Below are 21,292 nucleotides of genomic sequence, written 5' to 3'. Positions count from 1 at the left end.
TGGGCTAGCGTAGCGCTTACATTATCGGAGTATTCTTAAGCGAGGATTAAGTAACACCGATAAATTGCAGAAATTTTGCGCGACAGCCGGGGCACGCTACCTGGCATAACTATTAAAATGAGCAGCATCATGTTTTCTGCAGTTTCATATGCAAAAGCGGATAGGGCCGCCCCTGGCCATCATGCTCAGAGCGGCCGACAACCTCAAAACCCTGCTGTTGATAAAAGCCCACCGCTTGCGGATTCTGTTCATTGACGTCCAGCTCATCCGCACCCTGGGCGATGGCGTGTTGCAGGAGCACTTTGCCGGTGCCTTTTCCGCGCTGGGCGGCATCGACAAACAGCATCTCAATCCTGTTGTCACTGACGCCAACAAAGCCGACGATGGAGCCATCTTCAACCAGCCGGGCAATCGACAGCGTGACGGCAGGGAAATAGCAATTTTCTAACAGCGGGCGCAGCGCCTCAATATCCCCCTCCGGTAAGAAATCGTGGCTGGCACGCACCGATGACTCCCAGATGTCCAGTAATGTCGGGTAGTGAGCGGGTCTGCCCGCTTCAATCGTTATCATGATCTTCCTCTCTGTAATGGCTTAACAGCGCGGAATGCATATTAGCAGCCTCGAATGCCAGCTACACTTTCAGCGGCTTAAACGAATGGAAACCAGTTATCAAAGAGGTCACACAATGAGCACTTCAACCTTCACGCTATACGTCACCTATTACGGCGATCCGCAGAGCCGTTTTGACCGGGACTACTACGTCAACAGTCATATTCCGCTGGTGATCAAAGCGTTCCAGCCCTATGGCCTGCTCAGCGCCGCCGCCCTCTTCCCGGCCGTTGAGCAGACGGGAACCGTCGCCATCGCCGAGTGCGTTTTCCGCGATGAGGAGGCGATGAAAGCGGCGTTTAACTCGCCAGAAGCGCCAGAAGTGACGGGCGATGTGCCGCACTTTACCGATCTGACGCCGAGCATGTTGCGCGCCGTTGCGCTTTAAGCGCGAAATAATAAGGCCGGTGCGCAGCCACCGGCCGTCTCATTTTTACTGTGCGGCAAGTGCCGCCACAAAGTCGCGGTAGGTGTGCAGCGGGCGGCCAAGCAGTGCCACCAGCCGCTCCCGGTCGCCCTCATTTGGGATCATGCCGTGGCTGACGTAGCGCTCGGCCATCAGGCGCATTTCATAGGCCATCCATTTCGGCATAAATTCTGCCATGCCAGCCTCAAAGGCATCCGGGCTGTCTCCGCCATACATCACCTCGCGCCCAAGCACATCGCGCCAGATTGCCGCCGCATCATTACCGGTCAGCATATCGGGGCCAACGAGATTAATGGTCTCGACGGGTAGCTTCTCGCTCGCCTGGTCGCGCCGAAGCAGCTCAATAGCCGCCACCTCGGCGATATCACGCGTATCCACCATCGCCAGCCCGCGGCTGCCAATCGGCATCGGGTAAACGCCGTGGTTAACGACCACCTCCTTAATCATCGCCTCATTATCGATAAAGTAAGTGGGGCGCAGAATGGTGGCGCTGAAGTTCATCGCGGTCAGCATGCGCTCGGCACCGTATTTAACCGCGAAATGCGGCACATTGACGGCGGCATCCGCGCCAAAAACCGAGAGATAAACCACGCGCTCGACGCCAGCTTCCCGGGCGATATTGAGCGTAATCAGCGTCTGGGTAAATTCATCGGCGGCAACCGCATTGAGTAAAAACAGGGTTCTGATGCCGCTAAAAGCGGCGCGCAGGGCATCGATATCCAGCAGATCGCCCTTAACAACCTCCACATTGTCAGCAAAACCGGCTTTTACGGGATCGCGGGTCAATATGCGGACATCAGCGCCGCGGCGAAGCAGCTGGTCAACAACGTGGCGGCCAACACGGCCGGTCGCTCCGGTAACAAGAATAGTCATGATGTTTACTCCGTACTGTCTGGTGGGTGTAACCAGAGACTATCCCGATCCATTTTTGCCCGGAAGAGGCTATTATTTGCACACTCTGTTCCAAAAATGAGACAGCTAATGGATATCAACGCCTTAAAAGAGTTTCACCTTATCGCGGCAGCGGGCGGGATTGGCGCCGCCAGCCGCGCAAGCGGTAAACCTAAAGCCACCCTTTCGCGCAGGCTGACCGATCTCGAAGAGGTGCTGGGCGTGCGGCTGGTGGAGCGCGGCGGCCAGAAGCTGAAAATCACCGAGGCGGGCGAACGTCTATTGGCGCGCACGCTGGGCGCCATCCGTGAAATTGATGAAGCGGTTGAATCGGCGCGGGAAGATAATGCCGCGCCAGCAGGATGGCTGCGCGTTGCTGCCCCGCTGCTCTTTTCGCAGCTGGCGCTGGGGCGGCTGATGGCGGAATTTCGCCAGCGCTATCCGCATATCCATATTGAGGTTGTCTCGGAAAACCGCATGAGCGATTTAGTGGAGGAGCAGTTTGATGTGGCGATCCGCATAAACCCGCAGGCAAACAGCTCGCTGGTTGGCCGATGCTTCGCCAGGGACAAGCTGGTGCTGGTCGCCGCGCCTGCTATCAGCCTGCCCGTTGCGGATAGGCAAAGCGTGCCGACGATCCCGGCCGTAGTGATGTCAACGCATATTGAAGGGAGTGACTGGATCGTTGAGAACGGGCAGCACCGCTTTACTCCGCAGCCGGTAATGCGCCTCTCCTCACTGCTGACCGTCCGCGATGCGGTGCTGGCCGGAGCCGGTGCGGCGATGGTGCCGAAGTCGATCGTCAGCACTTATCTTGCGAGAGGTGAATTGATAAGTTGGGGAGAGGCCGAAACGCTTACCGAGCTGTGGGTGCTGCACACATCGCGTCGGCTGCAGAGCCCGAAAGTGAAAGCCTTTGTGGAGTTTATCTGCGAATACTATCCCGCTGGCTGGTTCTCAACCTGAGGCGAGCGGGAAGCGTAATAACAGTTGCATCGGTGCCAATCACTGCTCGCTGACGGCAACGCCCTCGCTGGCAACGAGGCGAATAGCGGATTCATACACGTCGTTCATCCCATCCACCGCCTGCGCTTTTCCCTTTTGCAACTGCTCGAGAATCCCCTCTTTTTCAACGCGTTTTCCCGCTGAAATTAACGAGGATACCGCGTGCCCGATAACCATATAGACTTCACTTACACGTTCTGAACTTATGATATCCATTCACTTCCCTCCCGCGTAGATGCCACACCCGTAATTACTCGCTGCCCGAGCAGTTACGTGAGCAAGGTCTGCGATGTTGTCCCATATATTTATAAAGTAATTTACCTGCAAAATCATCACTATTTAATGAGGATTGTCTGAAGGTGAGTTAAATATTTTTTCGGTTTTAAAGAAGATGTTAGATATTGATACAGCTGAAGGTTTTATGACAATGGAAAATAAAAAAGGAGTGACGAAATAATCTTTCTGGCGAATAAAAAGTTAAAAAAGTGGCAGGGGACATCATCTCCTGCCGACTATAATCCGACAATGGCACCGAAACCATGTGCGCTTTATACCCCCAGTGTGACGAAGAAAGCTTAGAAAAACCTTAACGCCCCGGCCTTTTTCGACATGTTAACCAGCGCCGCTCGCTGAAATATGCCGATGCCACCCCCCTGGTTTTTGCTTAAGGATCTACTCAGCTAAACAGTCCCCGCGAGGTATGATATCGCTTCAGTCACATGTGGAGCAGAAGATGGATAAGGACACACTGGTTAGCCTGGTGAAATTTAAGCGCTGGATGGATGGCGAAACCCTGAAAGCCATCAAGGCGATCGACGAATCGGCGCACCCGCAAAAGCGCCACCTGATGATAAGGCTGATGAACCATATTTATGTCGTCGACATGATTTTCAGAGCCAATCTCACCGGTCAGCAGCATGGCTACACTGCGCTAAATACCCCGGAAACGCCTACCCTGGAAGAGCTTGAAGTGAAGATGGCCGACTGCGCCGCGTGGTATATCCAGCATGTTGACGCCCTCATTTCGAGCGATCTTGAAAAAGTCATCACCTTCCGTTTTGTCGACGGTGGTCACGGCGAGATGCGCGCCATCGATATGCTTAACCATGTGTTGTTTCATGGTACCTATCACCGCGGCGCGGTCGGCTGGATGATTTCAGAGTGCGGCGGCGTCGCGCCGAAGGATGTGCTGACGGTTTTTCTGCGGGACCATAATCACTGACGGTTTCATCCCTTTTTTATAGAAAGGAAGCCAGGAGCCAAACCATGCTGATGTACACAACCATAGGCACCGACGATTTACCGTCGATGACGCGTTTCTATGATGCGATTTTCGCAGTGCTGGGCGTGCCGCGCACTCCTGCGTGGAGTGAAACCTGGGCGATGTGGGGCGAGCCGCCAGACCAGGGGTTCAGTTTTTGCATCTGCCCGCCGTTCGATAAAAAAAGGGCCACGCCGGGTAACGGGACGATGTTCTCCTTCCGGGCACGCAGCGCAGAGCAGGTAAGGCAATTTCATGCCGCAGGGCTGGAAAATGGCGGCAGCGATGAGGGCGCGCCTGGTCTCCGAGAAGCCTATGGGCCAGATTTCTATGTTGCCTATCTGCGGGATCCGCAGGGGCACAAACTGGCCTGCGTATGCCATCCGTGGCACCCGGAAATAGATAACCCAGCCTGATAGTTCTTGTGTTATTACTGGTCAGGCTTAAAAACCTTTCCAGAACGGCCTTTCTCGTATGGGCTTATGCATAAGGATTCGATGTCATGGAAATCAGTATTCAGACCCCACTGCTGCACTCACTGCCGCTGAGCCAGCGCAGCGGATGCAATGTGTGGCTGAAAATGGAGTCTGCCCAGCCCACCGGTTCGTTCAAACTTCGCAGCGCGGCCCATGCCTGCCGCTATTATGCAGAACAGGGCGCAAAAGGCTTTATCAGTTCCTCGGGCGGAAATGCGGGCATCGCGGTGGCGCACAGCTGTCGCAAACTCGGCCTGCCGGTCACCGTCGTAGTGCCTGAAACCACCTCCCTACGGGCGAGAGAGCTGATTGAGCAGGAAGGGGCCACCCTTGTGGTGCACGGCAACGTCTGGAGCGAGGCGAACGACTATGCCCTCTCTTTAGCCACCGATGAGGTCATTTATATTCACCCCTTTGATAACCCGTTGCTGTGGGCGGGCATCAGCACGCTGGTAGATGAGGTGATTGCCGCAGGCGTGATCCCGGATGCCGTGGTCCTCTCGGTCGGCGGCGGCAGCCTGCTCTCAGGCATCGCTCAGGGGCTGGAAAAACATCAGTTGAGCCATATTCCGATCTATGCCGTTGAAACCGAGGGCACCGCGTCGCTTAACGCCTCGGTTAATGCCGGTAAGCTGGTGCGTCTGGAGAAGGTGAGCGGCATCGCAACGACCCTTGCCGCAAGCCAGGTGTGTGAAAATGCGTTTAACGTTGCCAGCCGTTTTGAGGTGAGAAGCCAGGTTGTTTCTGACGCTGAGGCCGTGCGCGCCTGCCGCCTGTTGCTGGACGATCATCGCGTGCTGACCGAGCCTGCCTGCGGCGTGTCGCTCTCGCTGCTCTATGACAACAAACTTCGCTTTGCCCCCAGCGATAATGTGCTGGTGATTGTCTGCGGCGGAGCATCGGTGACGCTGGAAAGCCTGCTCGGCTGAAGAAAAGCGCCACAGCGCGTGAAAACGTGGCGGTAAGGGCGCACGCCCCTACCGCCGTGCCTGCTACCACTCGACGCAGATTTTCCCCAGGTGGGAACCGCTTTGCAGGTGTGCAAAGGCTTCGCTCAGCGCCTCATAGCTGAAGGTGCGATCGATAACCGGCTTTTGCTTCATCACTTCCAGCGCTTTCACAAAATCGATCTGATCCTGGCGGCTTGCCACAATCACCCCTTTGATCTGCACCTGTTTCGCCAGCAATGAAAGCACCGATACGCTGGCCTCATCGCCGGACAAGATACCAATCTGCGCGATATGCCCGCCGACTTTAACGGCTTTCAGCGACTCTTTCAGGGTAGCCGGACCGCCCACTTCCACCACGTGATCGACGCCGAACCCCTGGGTCAGTTCAAGCACTTTATCCCCCCATTCGGGCGTGGTTTTGTAGTTGATGGTCTCATCCGCGCCCAGCTCGCGCACAACGTCGAGCTTCTTATCGGAAGAGGAGGTGGCGATAACTTTCGCGCCCATCGCTTTCGCAATTTGCAGCGCCGCGATGGAGACGCCGCCAGTGCCCTGAACCAGCACCGTCTCGCCCGCTTTCAGGTTGCCATCCACCACCAGCGCCCGCCAGGCGGTCAGTGCTGAGGTAGTGATGGTCGCGGCCTCTTTGTGGCTCCATCCCTGCGGCGCATGGGTAAAGGCATTTTGCGAACGCACAACGTACTCGCTCGCCATGCCGTCAATGCCGTCACCGGGGGTATGAGCAAAGCCGCTCACCTCGGGGCCTGGCTTACCTGCCAGCCAGATGGGAAAAAAGGTAGAAACCACGCTATCGCCGACGGCAAACTCCTCAACGCCCTCGCCTACCTCTTCGACCACGCCCGCGCCATCGGACAGCAGAATACGGCCATCCTCAGTCGGGAACTGGCCGCTGGCAACAATCAAATCATGAAAGTTCAGCGAGCTGGCTTTAATCGCAACCCGAATTTCACCCTTGCCGGGTCTGCCCGGATCGGCGATATCTGAGACGGTAATGTTTTCCAGGCCGCCCGGCGCGTTAAGTGTGACTGCTTTCATCATGCTTCTCCTGTTACAGCGTAAATTTGCGTTAACCAGCCTAAATCATAGGATCACTTTGTTAAAGGCGAGCGTTTTTGTGACCGGGCACACACCGCCCCCGGCGTGGACTTATATCCCCTTGTTATGCCATGATGCTAATTGGTTAAATTTTTGTATATATGCCCGCCAGCCAGGGCTTATACAGATGGCATACTCGTTCAGGCGATAAGTAATGGCGTATTTGAATTCTTTATTGACGTTTATCGAAGGCAGGCCGGCGCTGGCCATTGTTTTAAATATTATTCTGCTGATCGTCTCTGGCATGTTTGCGCATCTGATGTGCAAATTCCTGCTGATTAAGGTCGTTCGTAAAGTCTTCTTTGCCAGCCATAAAAAAGATGTGCCGCTGGAAAAAGATCGCCGTATCGCTGAAAAATTATCCAATTTCGTGCCAGTTCTTACGGTCTATTACCTGCTGCAGTTTATGGAAAATATGCCAGCCTCGCTGGTAACGGCAATAAATACCATGTGCGGTATTTTGTTCTTTATTTTCCTGTCGGTCTTTTTTAACGAGATGCTGGATATCGTTAATAGCTCTTATTTGCGCAAGACCAAGCGTAAAAATCACTCGATTAAGGGCTATATCCAGATAGGTAAAATCTTAATTCACGTTATTGCCGCGATCATGATCCTCGCGGTGATGTCGAACAAATCACCGGCGATTATTATCTCCAGCCTCGGTGCCGTGGCGGCAGTGCTGATGTTAGTGTTTCAACACACGCTGCTTTCGCTGGTCGCCAACGTGCAGGTCTCCTCAAATGATGTCCTGCAACTCGGGGACTGGATTGAGATGCCCGATAAAAACCTCAGCGGTGAAGTGACCGATATCGCGCTGCACACCATTACTATCCGGAACTGGGATAACACCATCTCCCGTATTCCGACGAAAAACTTTCTTACCGAAACCTATACCAACTGGCAGGCGATGTTCTCCTCCGGCGCGCGCCGCATTATGCGCAGCACCAATATCGATCAGCACTCGGTGACCTTTCTCTCGCAGGAGATGCTGGCTCCCATGCTGGCAATACGCGGCGTGAGTGAACCGCTGTCAAAACTGCTTGATGGCCGCGATCCGATGGGCGTGGCGGACAGCTGGTTTATTGATAATGGCCTGACGAATTTGACGCTTTTCCGCCACTACTTAATGGCTTATCTCGCCGAGCGGCAGGATATTGTCAAAGAGATGTACATTGTCGTCAGGACACTAAAACCGTCACCGGCCGGTATTCCGCTGGAAATTTACTGCTTCACCTCGTCGACCCTGTGGGCAGATTATGAGAATACGCAATCGGCGATATTTGAATATATCACTGCGGTAGCAGGACAATTCTCCCTGCGCTTATATCAATATCCCGCAGGCCATGATTTCTGGCGTTTATCGCAGCAGCACGCGATAGAGAAAAGCGCGCCGCCAGGGGAAGGGTAACAGGCTTAAAGGCTTACAGTAGTGCGGGTCGGATCCCCCTCCCGCGCCTTACCTCAGATAAACATCGCCACGTTACGACGGGAAAATATATTTTCCCGAGGCACTACGCATATCGGTAATTGATAAACCAAAAAAAGAAGAACAAAAAAAGATATATCTCAGACTTAGGATCTTTATCAAAAAATAAAAAAGAAAAACCCCACTTCATTGCAGAAGTTTATACCCGTAGCAAGAATCATTATTACCGTTGTGATATGAGCAAAGAAAAATGAAAAAAACTCGTATTGTAGTGATGATGATAAGCGCTATTTCCGGCACCGCGTACGCAGACTCAGAGCAGTTAATCCCCGATTTTTCTCCCGAAAGCTTTTCCGCCTCCGCCTCTGCCGGGATGCTGAGCGGTAAATCGAATGAGCTAGTCTATGACGAAACAACAGGGAGAAAAATCAGCCAGCTTAACTGGAAGATAAAGAATGTCGCCATTGTGAAAGGCGATCTCTCCTGGAACCCCTACTCCTTTTTAACCCTTAACGCCCGCGGCTGGACGTCACTCGCCTCCGGGGCAGGCCATATGGATGATTACGACTGGCTGAGTGAAAGCCAGTCAGGCTGGACCCATCACTCCACCCATCCTGATTCGGATGTCAATTACGCCAATGAGTTCGATCTCAACCTGAAAGGCTGGATTTTCCAGGACGCGAATTATAAAGCGGGCGTGGTGGCAGGCTATCAGGAGACGCGCTTCAGCTGGACGGCGCTCGGCGGCGCTTACGATTATAATAATGGAGCCTCAGTGGGTAACTTCCCGGCAGGCGAACGCGGGATTGGTTACAGCCAGCGCTTCACCATGCCCTATGTTGGGCTGGCGGGCCAGTACCGTATTGATAATTTCGAATTCAATGCGCTGCTGAAATTCAGCGACTGGGTGCGCGCCCATGATAACGATGAGCACTATATGCGCGACCTCACCTTCCGAGATAAAACCAGTAACTCACGCTATTACGGCGCGTCACTTGATGCCGGTTACTACGTCACGCCACATGCGAAAGTGTTTGCGGAGTTCACTTACAGCAAATATAAAGAGGGCAAAGGCGGGACGCAGGTTATTGACACTACCAACGGCGGATCGGAATTCATCGGTGGCGATGCTGCGGGTATTGCCAACAAAAACTACACCATCACCGCCGGTCTGCAATATCGCTTCTAAACCCGCGATATGACCACCGCATATTAAGCCCCTGACGGGGCTTTTTTATCTCCGCTATTTAGCTGCAATAAACCCGGCAATCGCCGCCGTCACCGCATCGGCGGCTTCCGTTGGCGGATGGTGGCCGGTTTTTGCCAGCGTGAGCAGTTGAGCATCGGGCAGAAGCGCGGCGATCTCCTTACTTAATTCAACCGGGGTTGCCCTGTCCTCTTCCCCGACGATAACCAGCGTCGGCGCGGTGATTATCGGCAACAGGTGGGTGATATCGCCCCGGTCAAACACGGCGGCATCCAGCGCCAGCGCTAAGCCTTCGCGGTTGTGAGCATGCATCATGGCGCGCTCTTCGGCGGCCTCATGGGGGTGGTTTTGCAGCCATTCTTCACTGTTTACATAGGACTGAAGGGTGGTAAAAAGCGCCTCCCGCGCCTCATCGGAACCCTTCAGCAGGGTTTCGCGCTGCCTGCGCCACATCTCCAGCCGTTCAGGCAATTCCGCACGCGCGCTAGTGCCAATCAGCACAAGGCCTGCCAGCAGCTTCGGATAATTCGCCGCCAGCCGCAGCGCCACCATCGCGCCCTGGCTCTGCCCAACGATTGTGACCTTGCCGAGCGCCAGTTCATCAATCATCAGCGCCAGCTCGCGGCTCAGATCGTCAAGCGTCCAGCCGGTGGCATCGTAACCGCTCAGGCCGTGTCCCGGCATATCAACAACGATGCAGCGATAAGCGTGGCTCAGGGCCTGAACCTGTGCGGCGAAAATGTGATGGCTGGCGAAAAGCCCGTGGGCAAAAAGCAGCACTGGCCCTTCGCCGATATCGCGGTAACGGTAGAGCGTGCCATTGATGCGTACCTGCTGCAGCGACCACTCATCATCCGCGTCAAAAGCCCTTGCCAGCAGCGCCGAATCTTCAAAGATTTGATACCGGCGAATCTTACCGTTGGTGACCGTAAAGTGAATGATCATATCGCTGCCGACGGTGTGCTGCGTGCTGACCACCGTATGGCGAAAACGCCCCAGTACCAGCACGCTATCGTGCTGCGCGATAATCTCATTAATCACAAATTCCCGTGGCCTGAAATTCTGCGGGAAGGCTATCAACCAGCGCCGAACCTGCTCAGGCCCCTGCAACAATCCAACTGTCGAGACGCCTGGTTCGCCGTCGATATGCCACACCACATCGTCGGCCAGCAGGCTGACAATCTCATCGACTCTGCCCGCAGCAAAAGCTGCCAGATAGGTTTCCACGACCGCACTGGTGGGGGTCTGATTCGCTGTGACTTCCATCTGCTCACTCCTGTTTTTCGAATAGTAATGCCGTAACAGAAGTCTATTTTTTCCATATTTTGAAAACTACGGATAAAATAGTCGAATCATTTTGCATAAACAGAAAACATAGACGATGGACTGGAACGATTTACGCTTCTTTTTGGCCGTTGCGCGCACCAGCAGCCTGACAAAAACGGCAGCCACGTTAAAAGTGAGCCAGTCGACGGTATCGCGCAGAATTAACGCGCTGGAAAGCAGCCTGCGGACCAGCCTGTTTCTGCATCATCAGACCGGCTACTTTCTTACCGATGCCGGGCAGGCGCTGCTGAGTTATGCCGAAGAGGTGGAGAGCCGAATCGGCGCGCTGGAGCACGCCTTTGCCGGAGGCGATGGCGAAGCGGCGGGAACCGTGCGCCTGGCGACGGCAGAGACGCTGGCCAACCACCTGATTATCCCGGCTCTGCCGCAGTTCCAGGCCGATTACCCGGCGATCCGCCTCGAGCTGATTACCGGGGTCAACACCGTCTCGGTGGTACGAAACGATGCCGATATCGCGCTGCGCCTGGTGCGCCCCGAGCAAAACACGCTGAAGATCCGCAAAGCCGGGGTGATGGCCTCGGCGGTCTACGCAGCAGAGCGCTATCTGCGCGCTCACCCTGCGCCAGAAGATGCCCCCTTGAGCGGGCGGCGCTTTATTACCTGGGACAGTTCGTTCAGCCATCTTCCCGCGGCCCGTTGGTTTGATGAACAGGTTGAAGATAAAACCTCTGCGCTTGCCACCACCAGCCTGATGACCCAGCTCTCTGCCGTCAACGCCGGGCTTGGGCTGGCGGTGCTGCCCTGCTTTATCGCCGCGCAGCAGCCGGAATTAATCGAAGTGATCCCACCCGGCCAAGTGCTGAGCGAAGATCTCTGGCTGGTGACTCATGCCGATCTTATCGCCTCGGCACGCATCAAAGCGGTGGCGGAGTTTTTAATGACGATCCTCAATCGGGCAAACATGGCCTGACGAACATTACCTGCCGCCATGCGGGTTTATGCGCCGCCGCGTCAGTGTATCAAGCAAGCGGTTAAGCTCGGTTCGCTGGCGATACTGCGCTGGCGTGTCGATATCGCAATGGATCCCCGGCTCATCGACAGCAACCGTGCAGGTGCCGATCTGGCGAACAATCGTCTTTAAGCTGCTGTTGGCGGGCGCGTTGCTGATAAGCGCAAGCGCCTGCGCCGGGAGCAGCACCGGATGGCCGCAGCCCTGCTCATAACCTGGCACCAGGCAGTGGTCATGATCCGCATGCTGCCATAACGCGCTGTAAACCGCGGGCGATACCTCCGGCATATCGCCCAGCGCCAGAAAAAAACGTCGCGAGGTGACCGCTGCCGCACCACACTTTACTGATGAGAACATCCCTGAAGCGTAATCAGGGTTGTGGACAAGCGTAATAGCGGGCTGCCCGCGATAGTAGCGCGCCAGCTCATCGCCACGATGCCCGGTAACCAGGATCACCCGGTCGCAGAGCGAGAAGGCGCTGCGAAGCGCACTGTCGAGCAGCGTGCCCGCCCCCCAGGGCAGCATCATTTTCCAGTCGCCCATCCGGCTGGATAACCCGGCCGCCAGCATGACGCACTCAATCAACGCCTTTTCACTCATTACTCGCCCCTTTTCACGCCTCGCCTTTCAGCACTGCTTTGATGGAGGTGATGATCGGCTGATAGCCGGTACAGCGGCACAAATTCCCCTCCAGCGCCTCTTTCAGTGCGTCATCATCCGGCGCGGGGTTCAGTTCCAGCAGGGCTTTAGTGCTCATTAACACCCCTGGCGTGCAGAAGCCGCACTGAACGCCGCCGTGGCGCACAAACGCATTTTGCAGACGTTTGCCCACCGGGTCGTGATGCAGGGCTTCGATAGTGGTCACCTCCGCACCGTGACACTGGGCGGCGAGCAGCAGGCATGAGCAGACCGCCTTGCCATCAAGCATTACGGTACAGGCACCGCACTCGCCCACGGAACACCCCTCTTTGGTGCCGGTCAGGCGTAAGTCGTCGCGCAGCAGATCGATAAGCCGCAGGTTATCGTCCACGTCGCGGCGAATACGGATGCCATTCACTTTCAGTTCGATTGGGTGCATCTTCGCGCTCCTTAGTTGCTCTGCTCGGTTATTACGTCCTGCATCATCAGGCGGAACATATCGACAAATACCGGGATTTTGTACGGCGCAGACCAGCGCCCGCCAATGGCCTCATCCACCAGCCCTTTTAACACCTGCGCCGCTTTATCAATCGAGGCTGCGTTCAGCGGCTGGCCGACCAGTGCCTCTTCTACCGGGCTTAGCCGCTGCGGTTTTCGCATCAGCGCGCCGTCGACCAGCCGACAGATGCGGATGGTGCCTCGGCTATCGACATGAAATTGTCCGCTCAGGCTTTGCCGCGTGATGTTGAGCGCATTGCGCCGCCCCAGTTGCAGGTAGCACTCCACCAGCGGCTGGGTCATCGGCACCGGCAGAATAAAGCGCGTGACCAGCTCATCGGCAGCGATGCCGGTGCGATAGCCATCAGTGACAAACTCGCTCACCGGCAGACGGCGGGTACCACGCAGGCTGCGCAGCTCCACCTGCGCGTCATAGATAATCAGCGGCGGCAGGGAGTCGGCGCAGGGCGCGGCATTGACCACATTGCCACCGAGCGTGGCGCGGTTGCGAAGCTGTAACGAGCCGATGGTTTTGCAGGCGGTAATCAGCAGCGGGTAACGCTGCTGTACCAGCGGATGTTTAATCAAATCGCTGAAGCAGACCCCGGCACCAATCGACAGCCCGCCGTCGAGATCGAAGATCTCTTTCAGTTCAGCCAGCCCGGCAATATTGACTAGCGGCACCGCGTCACAGCGCAGGCGCGCCTGTACCAGCACATCCGTGCCGCCGGCAATTGGCTGCGCTGCGTTTTCTGCCATCAGGGTTAACGCTTCTTTTAAGGTGTGCGCCACTTTCAGCGACACCGTATTAAGCCGGTGCACCTCTTTTTTAGGGCCGCAATCGAACAGCCGCTCGCTCTGGCGTGCCGGTTTTTTCAGGTTATAACCGAGCCTGACCTGCTCAAGGGTCAGCGGTAGCGTGCGGTTAAAGCGGCCGATGGCGAAACTGACCGCGTTATTGAGCGCCGCAGCACCAAGTTCAAGCACCGGCTCGCCGATCACTTTTCCTCCCATCGGCCCCGCTTTATCGGCATTTTCGATGGCGTTGATGATAATTGGCGGCATATCTTTGATGGTCGGCAGCAGGTAGGTGTCGAAATTCTCCGACTTCACCACCCCCTGTTCGGTATTGAAATCCTCCAGCATGCCGTAGCCAATCATCCCTTGCAGCACGCCGCCGTAAACCTGGCCATTAAAGCCGACCGGGTTGATCACCTTGCCGACATCGTGGGTCGCAACCACGCTGTTGACCGTCACTTTGCCGGTGCGCAGATCGACCGCCACATCGGCAATCTGGCAACCGTAGACCCAGGTGAAATAGGGGCTGCCGCTCCCCTTCTCCTCATCCCAGTGAATGGGCGGGGCCACATGCCAGCCGTAGGCGGATAAGTTCGCGCCGGTGGCGCGGGTCATATCGACCACCTGCTGAAACGTGAGACGGCGTTGCGGCTGATGGCGGTTGAAGACGTGCCCGTCGCGCCATACCAGATCCGCTATCTCACCGGCGTGCAGGGTTGCCAGGATAGCGGCGGCCATCCGATTTTTAATGGTATTGGCGGCGCTGAGGATCGCCTGCCCGCCCATCAACGTGCCGCGCGAGGCGACGGTAGAGCCGCCATCGGCAATCATCGCCGTCGCCGGTTCGCTAAAGGTGACGTGCGCAAGCGGTATACCGAAGGCTTCCGCCGCCAGCAGCGACATGGTGGTCTGCAACCCCTGCCCGTTCTCCGAGACCGAAGTGGAGATATTGATACTGCCGTCGGCATTAACCTGCATCAGCGCAGATGACGCATCCAGCCCCTCCGCACCGAGCGAGCAGCCGCGGTGGCTTAGCGCCAGGCCGATGCCGTAACGCACCGGGCCGCCCTCGGCATTCAGCTGCTGATAGTGCGCCCGCCGCGCCTCGAACTCGGCTTTCAGCACTGATGTTTCCAGCACCTCCTGCGCCGAGACGGTGTGATCGCACATCCGCTGACCTGCCATGCTGGTATCGCCCTGGCGCAGAATATTGCGCAGCCGCAGCTCCACCGGCGAGAGCCCCATTATCTCTGCCACTTCATCCATCAGGGATTCATTGGCGAAGATGATTTGAGGCGCGCCGTAACCGCGATAAGCCGAAGTGTAGTTATTGTTGGTGTAGACGCCGGTGATATCGACGCGCACGTTGGGAATGTTATAGGGGCCCGCCGCCTGCACCGAGCTGCGCCAGGTGACGAACATAGTCTGCCCGGCGTAGCTGCCGCCGTCTGCGATGATATTGATCTGCATCGCCTGAATGCGGGCATCATCATCAAGACCAATGCGATAATGCAATTTATAGGGGTGGCGCTTATAGCTCTCGCGCATCGACTGTTCGCGGTTATAGGTCATCTTGACCGGACGTCCCGTCAGCTGCACCAGCAGCGCCGCGCGGCAGGCGAGGTTATCAATAATGTCATCTTTGCCGCCAAACGAGCCGCCGAGCACCGAGCGTTTTACATTCACCTTGCTCTGCGGCAGATCGAGGTATTTGGCGACAATGCCGCGAATACGGTGCGCATTCTGAATCGATCCCGCCAGAGTCATAATCTGCTGGTCATCATCCAGCCACGCGGTGATCGACTCCGGCTCGATATAGGCGTGCTCCTGGAACCCCACCTCATAATCGCGCTCAATGATCTTCGTCGAGGCGGCAAACCCGGCCTCAATATCCCCTTTTACCGTGTGATGGCGGTTGATCACATTGCTCTCAAGCGCACTGTGGATCAGCCGCGCGCCTGGTTTCAGGGCCTCCTCCGGGGAGGTGATCGGCTCGCAGGGCGAATAGGTGAGCTTAATTTTGTCTACCGCCAGGCAGGCGGCCTGATAGCTCTCCGCGGCCACAACGGCAATCACGTCGCCGCGATAGGCCACCTCATTGTCGATAATCGGCGGGTAATCGGGGATGATCACCCCCAGCTTGCGCTGGCCGGGGATATCCTTCCAGGTGGCGATACGCACCACGCCAGGCACTTTTTCCGCTTCACTGAGATCGACTGAATCAACGCGTCCCGCAGCGATATCGACATAGCGACAGACGCCGTAAAGCATGTTTTTCAGCCGGATATCGTCGCCATAAATCGCTGTTCCCCTGACTTTGGCCAGCCCGTCTACGCGGGCTACTTCACTGCCAACCAGCACCGTCTCCATTGTTATGCGCTCTCCACTAGCAAAAGGATGATTGCTATAAGCAATGGCTATGCCACTTTCAATTTGGGTAAAAAACAGACGAAACAGGGCGAAAAGCGGCAATAACGGATAAAAAGCAGGCAGATGCGCGCCCGGCCCTTATCAAGCCGGGAAAAGGAGTATCACTTTGATAAATTTACCGCCGACGGCGGCTATTTTTCGGCGCGGCGGTAAATCGGCATCAGCCGCGTGGTGCCGGTAAGATCGTCGAACACCTCGGTTTCAGCGGTGGCGATCGCCATCCCGCTTTTGCGCAGCCGCTGCACATCTGCGGCTATGCGTTGTAGCCCAAACCAGAACAGCCCATCCAGCGCGGTGACCTGCAAACCAGACTCCAGCGCCTGTTTCAGCCGCTCGCGCGGGGCTTTTATCTCTTTGGCGATCTGCTGGTAGGGCGCGGCCGTCGTACCGGTCGGATCGATGCGCCGGATACGCGTCGCAAGACGGTACTGGAAGGTATCGGGAATGTCTTTTAAATCAGTTTTCAGGCTGTAGACGCAGCCAAAACGCTTGCCATTAAACACGATATTTTTCTGCGCCAGACTGAATTCGTCGCGCAGCGCGGCAATCAGCTGCGGCGCGCGGGTCAAGAGTAAACGGAAGGGAAGCTCAAAGCTGGTGACATAATCAACATTGAGCAGCGCAATGCGCAGCCGCTCTTCGGCTCCGGCATTAAGCTGGCGGCACTCATCCAGCACATCACGCCACTGCTGCGCCAGACGCGGCGTACCGGCGACATCGGCAAAGCTATATTTCTCAATCTGATAATCAATTTTCCCACTCACCCGGCCTTCCCTTCTGTATGAAGTCACTCTCCGTGGCTCAATTTACCAACTCCGTGACATAACCGGAAGCCGCTATCGCCGCGCCGTGATAGCCGTCATGGCGCGAAGGTGAATGATGCCTGGATAAGCTGTTTATAGGGCTGGCTGTCATTGCTCAGGCCATAAAAGAGGGTATAGGTTTTACTCTTAGCGAAAGGATAATTCCAGGTCGGCAGACATTCGCCGCTGCGCGGCAGCACCGGCTTGTCATTAAACACCTCATACCATGTCTCCCCGCTTTCACTGCCAATTTGCAGGGAGGTGATGCGATCGCCCGGCTTCACCGCATAGGTAATACAGACATGATTCTCTTTTGTCGTTACCTCAGCCGGTATTTTCTCAATCATACGATCGCCTGGCCCCGGGCAACCGGCGAGAAGAAATAGAGAGATTAACAACAGCGTTTTATTCATCATTTATTCCCGCCCGGTAACAATTTTGCGATATAAGCGCGGAATTTCACTTATAGGATCCTTCCCGCTGTATTTACCCTGGCTATCCGAAGAAAGAAAAGATATCCATTTATTTAACCCATACACCAGAAGAAGCCAATAATCAGCGATAATGGATGCTTGCTGTTCCAGAGGGTAATCCGTCAATTTTTCCCTATCGAGCTGATAATAGTAATTCGCAAATTTGCTCACCAGGCCCCGCACTCTTACCCATTGTCCATGCTGGTGTTGCCACACATGCCCCAGCTCATGAATAAAAATGTGTTTGTCTTCCACCGAAACATCTGCACGTGAGAAGTCTGCGTGATAGTCCTCTTTACGAAACCAGAGTTCGCCATTTGGTGCCATTGCTGTACCAGGTGTCTGCAATCCAAAAGGGAAATAACTGTCGCAATGAACCCATACACGGCTATAAACGATGCTGTCGCCAAAGATCCGTCGCGCCATTGCAATTTCACCCAACGTCATCAGCCGTAACGTGCCCTCTTTGTATCCCGCATTCCTTTGCATCCGTCTGTTCTCCTTTAACAATACTGACCCGACACATTAAAGGGCGATGAGTTTTCACTCTAGCGGTGAATATTAAAAAAAATCCTATTTATCAGAAAACCAGCCTCCACTCACACTTCAAATTAGCTCTCTTAAGCAATGCAATAAAAAGCCCGGCGTAGGTGCCGGGCTGGGTGTTTAGTTTGCAGGTGAAAGTATTTCTGGCAGCAGTTGCCGCAGATGTCCTGCGCTGAGCAGCGTCATCGCGGCCTCGATATCGGGGGCGAAGAAGCGGTCCTGCGCATAGTGCGTGACCTGCTCGCGCAGCAGGCTGCGGGCCTGCTCCAGCAGCGAGCTGGTGGTTAAACCTTCGCGCAGATCCAGCCCCTGGCAGGCGGCCAGCCACTCGACGGCAATCACGCCGCGGGTATTGGCTGCCATCTCCCACAGGCGGCGACCGGCGGCGGGTGCCATCGAGACGTGATCCTCCTGATTGGCGGAGGTCGGCAGGCTGTCGACGCTGTGCGGGTGCGCCAGCGCTTTGTTTTCGCTTGCCAGCGCCGCCGCCGTCACCTGGGCAATCATAAACCCGGAGTTGACGCCGCCGTTTTTCACCAGGAAGGGGGGCAACTGCGACATATGGCTGTCCATCAGCAGCGCGATACGCCGCTCCGCCAGCGCGCCAATTTCGGCAATCGCCAGCGCGAGGTTATCGGCCGCCATCGCTACCGGCTCGGCATGGAAGTTGCCGCCGGAGATAACGTCATTCTGTGCAGCGAAGACCAGCGGATTGTCGGAAACGGCGTTTGCTTCGGTTAACAGCACTTCGGCGGCAAAGCGCAGTTGCGTTAAACAGGCGCCCATCACCTGCGGCTGGCAGCGTAATGAGTAGGGATCCTGCACCTTGTTGCAGTTGTGATGGGACTGCGCAATCGCGCTGTCATCGGTAAGCAGATGGCGGTAGAGCGCGGCGGCGTCAATCTGCCCGCGCTGACCGCGCACGTCGTGAATACGCGCATCAAAAGGCCGACGGGAGCCGAGCGCCGCTTCGGTGGTCAGCGCCCCACATACTACCGCCGAAGCGAAGAGATCTTCAGCTTCAAACAGCCCGCGCAGCGCAAAAGCGGTGGAGGTTTGCGTACCGTTCAGCAGAGCCAGCCCCTCTTTTGCCGCCAGCTTCAGCGGCACCAGACCGGCGCGGTTAAGCGCCTCGCTGGAGGGCAGCCACTCGCCGTGAAAGCGCGCTTTACCTTCGCCAAGCAGCGTCAGGGAGAGATGCGCCAGCGGCGCGAGATCGCCGGAGGCACCCACGGAGCCTTTCGCCGGGATCCACGGATAAACACCAGCGTTGAGCATATCTATAAGCAGTTGGATCACCCGCAAACGGATGCCGGAGAAGCCGCGCGCGAGGCTGTTGATTTTCAACAGCATTATCAGGCGCACCATCGCCTCATCCAGCGGCTCGCCAACGCCCGCGGCATGGGAGAGCACCAGTGAGCGTTGCAGGTTTTCCAGGTCTTGGGTGGCGATACGCGTCTGCGCCAGCAGGCCAAAGCCGGTGTTGATACCGTAGGCCGTGCGACCCTCAGCCATAATGGCGTTTACGCAGGCGACGCTTTGCGCAATATCAGCAAAAGCGCTTTCATCCAGAGTGACGTGTAACGGCTGACGCCAGGCGTCGCGAAGCTGCGCCAGCGTCAACTGGCCGGGAATAAGGTGTAGCGTGATGTTCATGAACGTTTCCCCTGGGTGGCGGCCACCATCGGTAAGTTAAGCCCCTGTTCAACCGCGCACTCAATGGCGCTCTCATACCCGGCATCGGCGTGGCGCATTACGCCGGTGGCCGGATCGTTATGCAGTACGCGGGCAATCCGCGCCGCCGCTTCATCGCTGCCGTCGCAGACAATCACCATCCCCGCATGCTGTGAAAAGCCCATGCCGACGCCGCCACCGTGGTGCAGCGAAACCCAGGTGGCTCCGCTGGCGGTGTTAAGCAGCGCGTTGAGCAGCGGCCAGTCGGAGACGGCATCGGAGCCGTCGCGCATCGCTTCCGTTTCGCGGTTCGGGCTGGCAACCGAGCCGGAGTCGAGGTGGTCACGGCCAATCACAATCGGCGCTGAAACTTCGCCGCTGCGCACCATTTCGTTAAACGCCAGCCCCAGTTTTTGTCGCCACTCCAGCCCCACCCAGCAGATGCGCGCCGGTAAGCCCTGGAAGCTGATGCGCTCGCGCGCCATATCAAGCCAGCGGTGCAGGTGCGGATCGTCAATCATCGCTTTCACTTTGGCATCGGTTTTGTAGATATCTTCTGCATCGCCGGAGAGCGCCACCCAGCGGAACGGGCCAATGCCGCGGCAGAAGAGTGGGCGAATATACGCCGGGACAAAACCGGGGAAATCAAAGGCGTTGGTGACGCCCATCTCTTTCGCCATCTGACGAATGTTGTTGCCGTAATCAAAAGTCGGCACGCCCATCTTCTGAAACGCCAGCATCGCGTTGACGTGCTCCGCCATGCTCTCTTTTGCTGCCTGCACGGTCTGTTGCGGATCGGATTCGGCTTTGTGTTGATACTCTTCCCATGTCCAGCCCTTTGGCAGGTAGCCATGTAGCGGGTCGTGGGCACTGGTTTGATCGGTGACCATGTCCGGGCGCACGCCGCGCTGCACCAGTTGGGGCAACACTTCGGCGGCGTTGGCGCAGAGCGCCACGGAAACTGCCCTGCCCTCAGCGGTGTAGCGTTTGATTCTCGCCAGCGCGTCGTCGAGGGAGCTGGCCTGCTCGTCGATATAGCGGGTGCGCAGGCGGAAATCGATGCGGCTCTGCTGGCACTCAATCACCAGCGAACAGGCACCGGCCAGCGTCGCCGCCAGCGGCTGTGCGCCGCCCATGCCGCCCAGCCCGGCGGTTAACACCCAGCGCCCGGTTAAATCACCGCCGTAGTGCTGACGCCCGGCTTCAACAAAGGTTTCATAGGTGCCCTGGATGATCCCCTGGCTGCCGATATAGATCCAGCTTCCGGCAGTCATCTGGCCATACATCGCCAGCCCTTTCGCATCCAGCTCGTTAAAGTGTTCCCAGGTGGCCCAGTGCGGCACGAGGTTAGAGTTGGCAATCAGTACGCGCGGTGCATTTTCATGGGTTTTAAACACGCCGACCGGCTTGCCGGACTGCACCAGCAGCGTTTCATCGTTTTCCAGATTCGTCAGCGCCTGAACGATGGCGTCATAGCACTCCCAGTTACGCGCCGCGCGTCCGATACCGCCATACACCACCAGCGCCTGCGGGTTTTCCGCCACCTCCGGGTCGAGGTTGTTCATTAACATGCGCAGCGGCGCTTCGGTCAGCCAGTTTTTGGCCGTCAGCGCCGTGCCTCGCGGGGCGCGGATCGCCTGCGGGCGAGAGGGGGTATGCGACATCGTTGTTCTCCTGAAATCACGCGATGAGTATGTAAACACATATACTTGTCTATACAATTGCGCGCAAGGCAGGATTTAACACTTAAGATACATTTTTCTGAT

General features: G+C 56.5%; 21 protein-coding genes. 8 read left to right on the top strand and 13 right to left on the bottom strand.

Features of this window, described 5'->3' with window-relative positions; translation table 11 throughout:
• Positions 1-127: 127 nt before the first annotated feature.
• Positions 128-571 carry an acetyltransferase gene (locus SOM48_RS04785; RefSeq protein WP_289743570.1) on the bottom strand — a complete coding sequence of 148 codons (444 nt, stop codon included), beginning with the start codon at positions 569-571 and terminating at the stop codon, positions 128-130.
• Positions 572-686: 115 nt separating this feature from the next.
• On the opposite strand from SOM48_RS04785, the gene SOM48_RS04780 reads away from it, so the two are divergent.
• The gene (locus SOM48_RS04780; protein ID WP_054803840.1) at positions 687-998 is read left to right on the top strand and encodes an EthD family reductase; all 312 of its coding nucleotides are present in this window, start codon (positions 687-689) and stop codon (positions 996-998) included.
• Positions 999-1,043: 45 nt separating this feature from the next.
• Here SOM48_RS04780 and SOM48_RS04775 read toward each other — a convergent pair whose 3' ends face one another.
• Positions 1,044-1,910, bottom strand: a complete 867-nt coding sequence (locus SOM48_RS04775; RefSeq protein WP_312201371.1) for an SDR family oxidoreductase — start codon at positions 1,908-1,910, stop codon at positions 1,044-1,046.
• A gap of 108 nt (positions 1,911-2,018) precedes the next feature.
• Between SOM48_RS04775 and SOM48_RS04770 the strand changes: the two genes are divergently transcribed.
• Positions 2,019-2,894 (top strand): LysR family transcriptional regulator, encoded by an 876-nt coding sequence (locus tag SOM48_RS04770; protein ID WP_320511528.1) that lies wholly within the window; start codon positions 2,019-2,021, stop codon positions 2,892-2,894.
• Between the two features lie 39 nt (positions 2,895-2,933).
• Here SOM48_RS04770 and SOM48_RS04765 read toward each other — a convergent pair whose 3' ends face one another.
• The gene (locus tag SOM48_RS04765) at positions 2,934-3,149 is read right to left on the bottom strand and encodes a hypothetical protein (RefSeq protein ID WP_054803842.1); all 216 of its coding nucleotides are present in this window, start codon (positions 3,147-3,149) and stop codon (positions 2,934-2,936) included.
• A 517-nt stretch (positions 3,150-3,666) separates the two neighbouring features.
• On the opposite strand from SOM48_RS04765, the gene SOM48_RS04760 reads away from it, so the two are divergent.
• From SOM48_RS04760 to SOM48_RS04750, 3 genes are all read left to right on the top strand, one after another.
• Positions 3,667-4,155 (top strand): DinB family protein, encoded by a 489-nt coding sequence (locus SOM48_RS04760; RefSeq protein ID WP_054803843.1) that lies wholly within the window; start codon positions 3,667-3,669, stop codon positions 4,153-4,155.
• 44 nt (positions 4,156-4,199) lie between these two features.
• Complete coding sequence (locus tag SOM48_RS04755; protein ID WP_320511527.1) at positions 4,200-4,610, top strand: VOC family protein; 411 nt, start codon at positions 4,200-4,202, stop codon at positions 4,608-4,610.
• Positions 4,611-4,696: 86 nt separating this feature from the next.
• Entirely contained in the window at positions 4,697-5,599 is a 903-nt protein-coding gene (locus SOM48_RS04750; RefSeq protein WP_139567679.1) for a pyridoxal-phosphate dependent enzyme, read from the top strand.
• Between the two features lie 63 nt (positions 5,600-5,662).
• Here the strand turns inward: SOM48_RS04750 and SOM48_RS04745 are convergent, their stop codons facing one another.
• A complete protein-coding gene (locus SOM48_RS04745; protein WP_289743568.1) occupies positions 5,663-6,676 on the bottom strand; it encodes a zinc-dependent alcohol dehydrogenase family protein in 1,014 nt (337 codons plus the stop codon).
• Positions 6,677-6,890: 214 nt separating this feature from the next.
• Here SOM48_RS04745 and SOM48_RS04735 point away from each other — a divergent pair, with 214 nt between their 5' ends.
• Both SOM48_RS04735 and SOM48_RS04730 read left to right on the top strand, forming a co-directional pair.
• A complete protein-coding gene (locus SOM48_RS04735) occupies positions 6,891-8,144 on the top strand; it encodes a mechanosensitive ion channel family protein (protein WP_076770229.1) in 1,254 nt (417 codons plus the stop codon).
• Between the two features lie 268 nt (positions 8,145-8,412).
• On the top strand, positions 8,413-9,351 hold the full coding sequence (locus SOM48_RS04730) for an omptin family outer membrane protease (RefSeq protein ID WP_320511526.1): 939 nt from the start codon (positions 8,413-8,415) through the stop codon (positions 9,349-9,351).
• A 54-nt stretch (positions 9,352-9,405) separates the two neighbouring features.
• Here the strand turns inward: SOM48_RS04730 and SOM48_RS04725 are convergent, their stop codons facing one another.
• Entirely contained in the window at positions 9,406-10,635 is a 1,230-nt protein-coding gene (locus tag SOM48_RS04725; RefSeq protein ID WP_320511525.1) for an alpha/beta fold hydrolase, read from the bottom strand.
• A gap of 115 nt (positions 10,636-10,750) precedes the next feature.
• Here SOM48_RS04725 and SOM48_RS04720 point away from each other — a divergent pair, with 115 nt between their 5' ends.
• A complete protein-coding gene (locus SOM48_RS04720) occupies positions 10,751-11,626 on the top strand; it encodes a LysR family transcriptional regulator (RefSeq protein ID WP_320511524.1) in 876 nt (291 codons plus the stop codon).
• A gap of 6 nt (positions 11,627-11,632) precedes the next feature.
• Here the strand turns inward: SOM48_RS04720 and SOM48_RS04715 are convergent, their stop codons facing one another.
• The 8 genes from SOM48_RS04715 to hutU form a co-directional block, all read right to left on the bottom strand.
• Positions 11,633-12,265, bottom strand: coding sequence for an NTP transferase domain-containing protein (locus SOM48_RS04715; RefSeq protein ID WP_320511523.1), 633 nt, complete (start codon positions 12,263-12,265; stop codon positions 11,633-11,635).
• Positions 12,266-12,278: 13 nt separating this feature from the next.
• Positions 12,279-12,743, bottom strand: a complete 465-nt coding sequence (locus tag SOM48_RS04710) for a (2Fe-2S)-binding protein (protein WP_128482425.1) — start codon at positions 12,741-12,743, stop codon at positions 12,279-12,281.
• An 11-nt stretch (positions 12,744-12,754) separates the two neighbouring features.
• The gene (locus tag SOM48_RS04705; RefSeq protein WP_320511522.1) at positions 12,755-15,970 is read right to left on the bottom strand and encodes a molybdopterin cofactor-binding domain-containing protein; all 3,216 of its coding nucleotides are present in this window, start codon (positions 15,968-15,970) and stop codon (positions 12,755-12,757) included.
• Positions 15,971-16,161: 191 nt separating this feature from the next.
• Complete coding sequence (locus tag SOM48_RS04700) at positions 16,162-16,794, bottom strand: ECs1377 family protein (RefSeq protein WP_320511521.1); 633 nt, start codon at positions 16,792-16,794, stop codon at positions 16,162-16,164.
• Between the two features lie 95 nt (positions 16,795-16,889).
• Positions 16,890-17,246 (bottom strand): putative T6SS immunity periplasmic lipoprotein, encoded by a 357-nt coding sequence (locus SOM48_RS04695; protein ID WP_341850043.1) that lies wholly within the window; start codon positions 17,244-17,246, stop codon positions 16,890-16,892.
• A gap of 3 nt (positions 17,247-17,249) precedes the next feature.
• Complete coding sequence (locus tag SOM48_RS04690; RefSeq protein WP_225975656.1) at positions 17,250-17,795, bottom strand: type IV secretion protein Rhs; 546 nt, start codon at positions 17,793-17,795, stop codon at positions 17,250-17,252.
• 177 nt (positions 17,796-17,972) lie between these two features.
• The gene (gene hutH, locus SOM48_RS04685) at positions 17,973-19,508 is read right to left on the bottom strand and encodes a histidine ammonia-lyase (protein WP_320511519.1); all 1,536 of its coding nucleotides are present in this window, start codon (positions 19,506-19,508) and stop codon (positions 17,973-17,975) included.
• Positions 19,505-21,190, bottom strand: a complete 1,686-nt coding sequence (gene hutU, locus SOM48_RS04680; RefSeq protein WP_320511518.1) for a urocanate hydratase — start codon at positions 21,188-21,190, stop codon at positions 19,505-19,507. Before hutU ends, hutH begins: the two co-directional genes overlap by 4 nt.
• Positions 21,191-21,292 lie beyond the last annotated feature (102 nt).

Origin of the sequence: Kosakonia sp. CFBP8986, assembly GCF_034044935.1 — a bacterium.
GTDB classification, from domain to species: Bacteria; Pseudomonadota; Gammaproteobacteria; order Enterobacterales; family Enterobacteriaceae; genus Kosakonia; species Kosakonia cowanii.
The sequence above is the reverse complement of the archived record's forward strand: the minus strand, read 5'-3'. Positions and strand labels throughout refer to the sequence as shown.

Coding starts and splice junctions, on each gene's coding strand:
- SOM48_RS04785 (WP_289743570.1), bottom strand. CDS start 571: ATGATAACGATTGAAGCGGGCAGACCCGCTCACTACCCGACATTACTG.
- SOM48_RS04780 (WP_054803840.1), top strand. CDS start 687: ATGAGCACTTCAACCTTCACGCTATACGTCACCTATTACGGCGATCCG.
- SOM48_RS04775 (WP_312201371.1), bottom strand. CDS start 1,910: ATGACTATTCTTGTTACCGGAGCGACCGGCCGTGTTGGCCGCCACGTT.
- SOM48_RS04770 (WP_320511528.1), top strand. CDS start 2,019: ATGGATATCAACGCCTTAAAAGAGTTTCACCTTATCGCGGCAGCGGGC.
- SOM48_RS04765 (WP_054803842.1), bottom strand. CDS start 3,149: ATGGATATCATAAGTTCAGAACGTGTAAGTGAAGTCTATATGGTTATC.
- SOM48_RS04760 (WP_054803843.1), top strand. CDS start 3,667: ATGGATAAGGACACACTGGTTAGCCTGGTGAAATTTAAGCGCTGGATG.
- SOM48_RS04755 (WP_320511527.1), top strand. CDS start 4,200: ATGCTGATGTACACAACCATAGGCACCGACGATTTACCGTCGATGACG.
- SOM48_RS04750 (WP_139567679.1), top strand. CDS start 4,697: ATGGAAATCAGTATTCAGACCCCACTGCTGCACTCACTGCCGCTGAGC.
- SOM48_RS04745 (WP_289743568.1), bottom strand. CDS start 6,676: ATGAAAGCAGTCACACTTAACGCGCCGGGCGGCCTGGAAAACATTACC.
- SOM48_RS04735 (WP_076770229.1), top strand. CDS start 6,891: ATGGCGTATTTGAATTCTTTATTGACGTTTATCGAAGGCAGGCCGGCG.
- SOM48_RS04730 (WP_320511526.1), top strand. CDS start 8,413: ATGAAAAAAACTCGTATTGTAGTGATGATGATAAGCGCTATTTCCGGC.
- SOM48_RS04725 (WP_320511525.1), bottom strand. CDS start 10,635: ATGGAAGTCACAGCGAATCAGACCCCCACCAGTGCGGTCGTGGAAACC.
- SOM48_RS04720 (WP_320511524.1), top strand. CDS start 10,751: ATGGACTGGAACGATTTACGCTTCTTTTTGGCCGTTGCGCGCACCAGC.
- SOM48_RS04715 (WP_320511523.1), bottom strand. CDS start 12,265: ATGAGTGAAAAGGCGTTGATTGAGTGCGTCATGCTGGCGGCCGGGTTA.
- SOM48_RS04710 (WP_128482425.1), bottom strand. CDS start 12,743: ATGCACCCAATCGAACTGAAAGTGAATGGCATCCGTATTCGCCGCGAC.
- SOM48_RS04705 (WP_320511522.1), bottom strand. CDS start 15,970: ATGGAGACGGTGCTGGTTGGCAGTGAAGTAGCCCGCGTAGACGGGCTG.
- SOM48_RS04695 (WP_341850043.1), bottom strand. CDS start 17,246: ATGAATAAAACGCTGTTGTTAATCTCTCTATTTCTTCTCGCCGGTTGC.
- SOM48_RS04690 (WP_225975656.1), bottom strand. CDS start 17,795: ATGCAAAGGAATGCGGGATACAAAGAGGGCACGTTACGGCTGATGACG.
- hutH (WP_320511519.1), bottom strand. CDS start 19,508: ATGAACATCACGCTACACCTTATTCCCGGCCAGTTGACGCTGGCGCAG.
- hutU (WP_320511518.1), bottom strand. CDS start 21,190: ATGTCGCATACCCCCTCTCGCCCGCAGGCGATCCGCGCCCCGCGAGGC.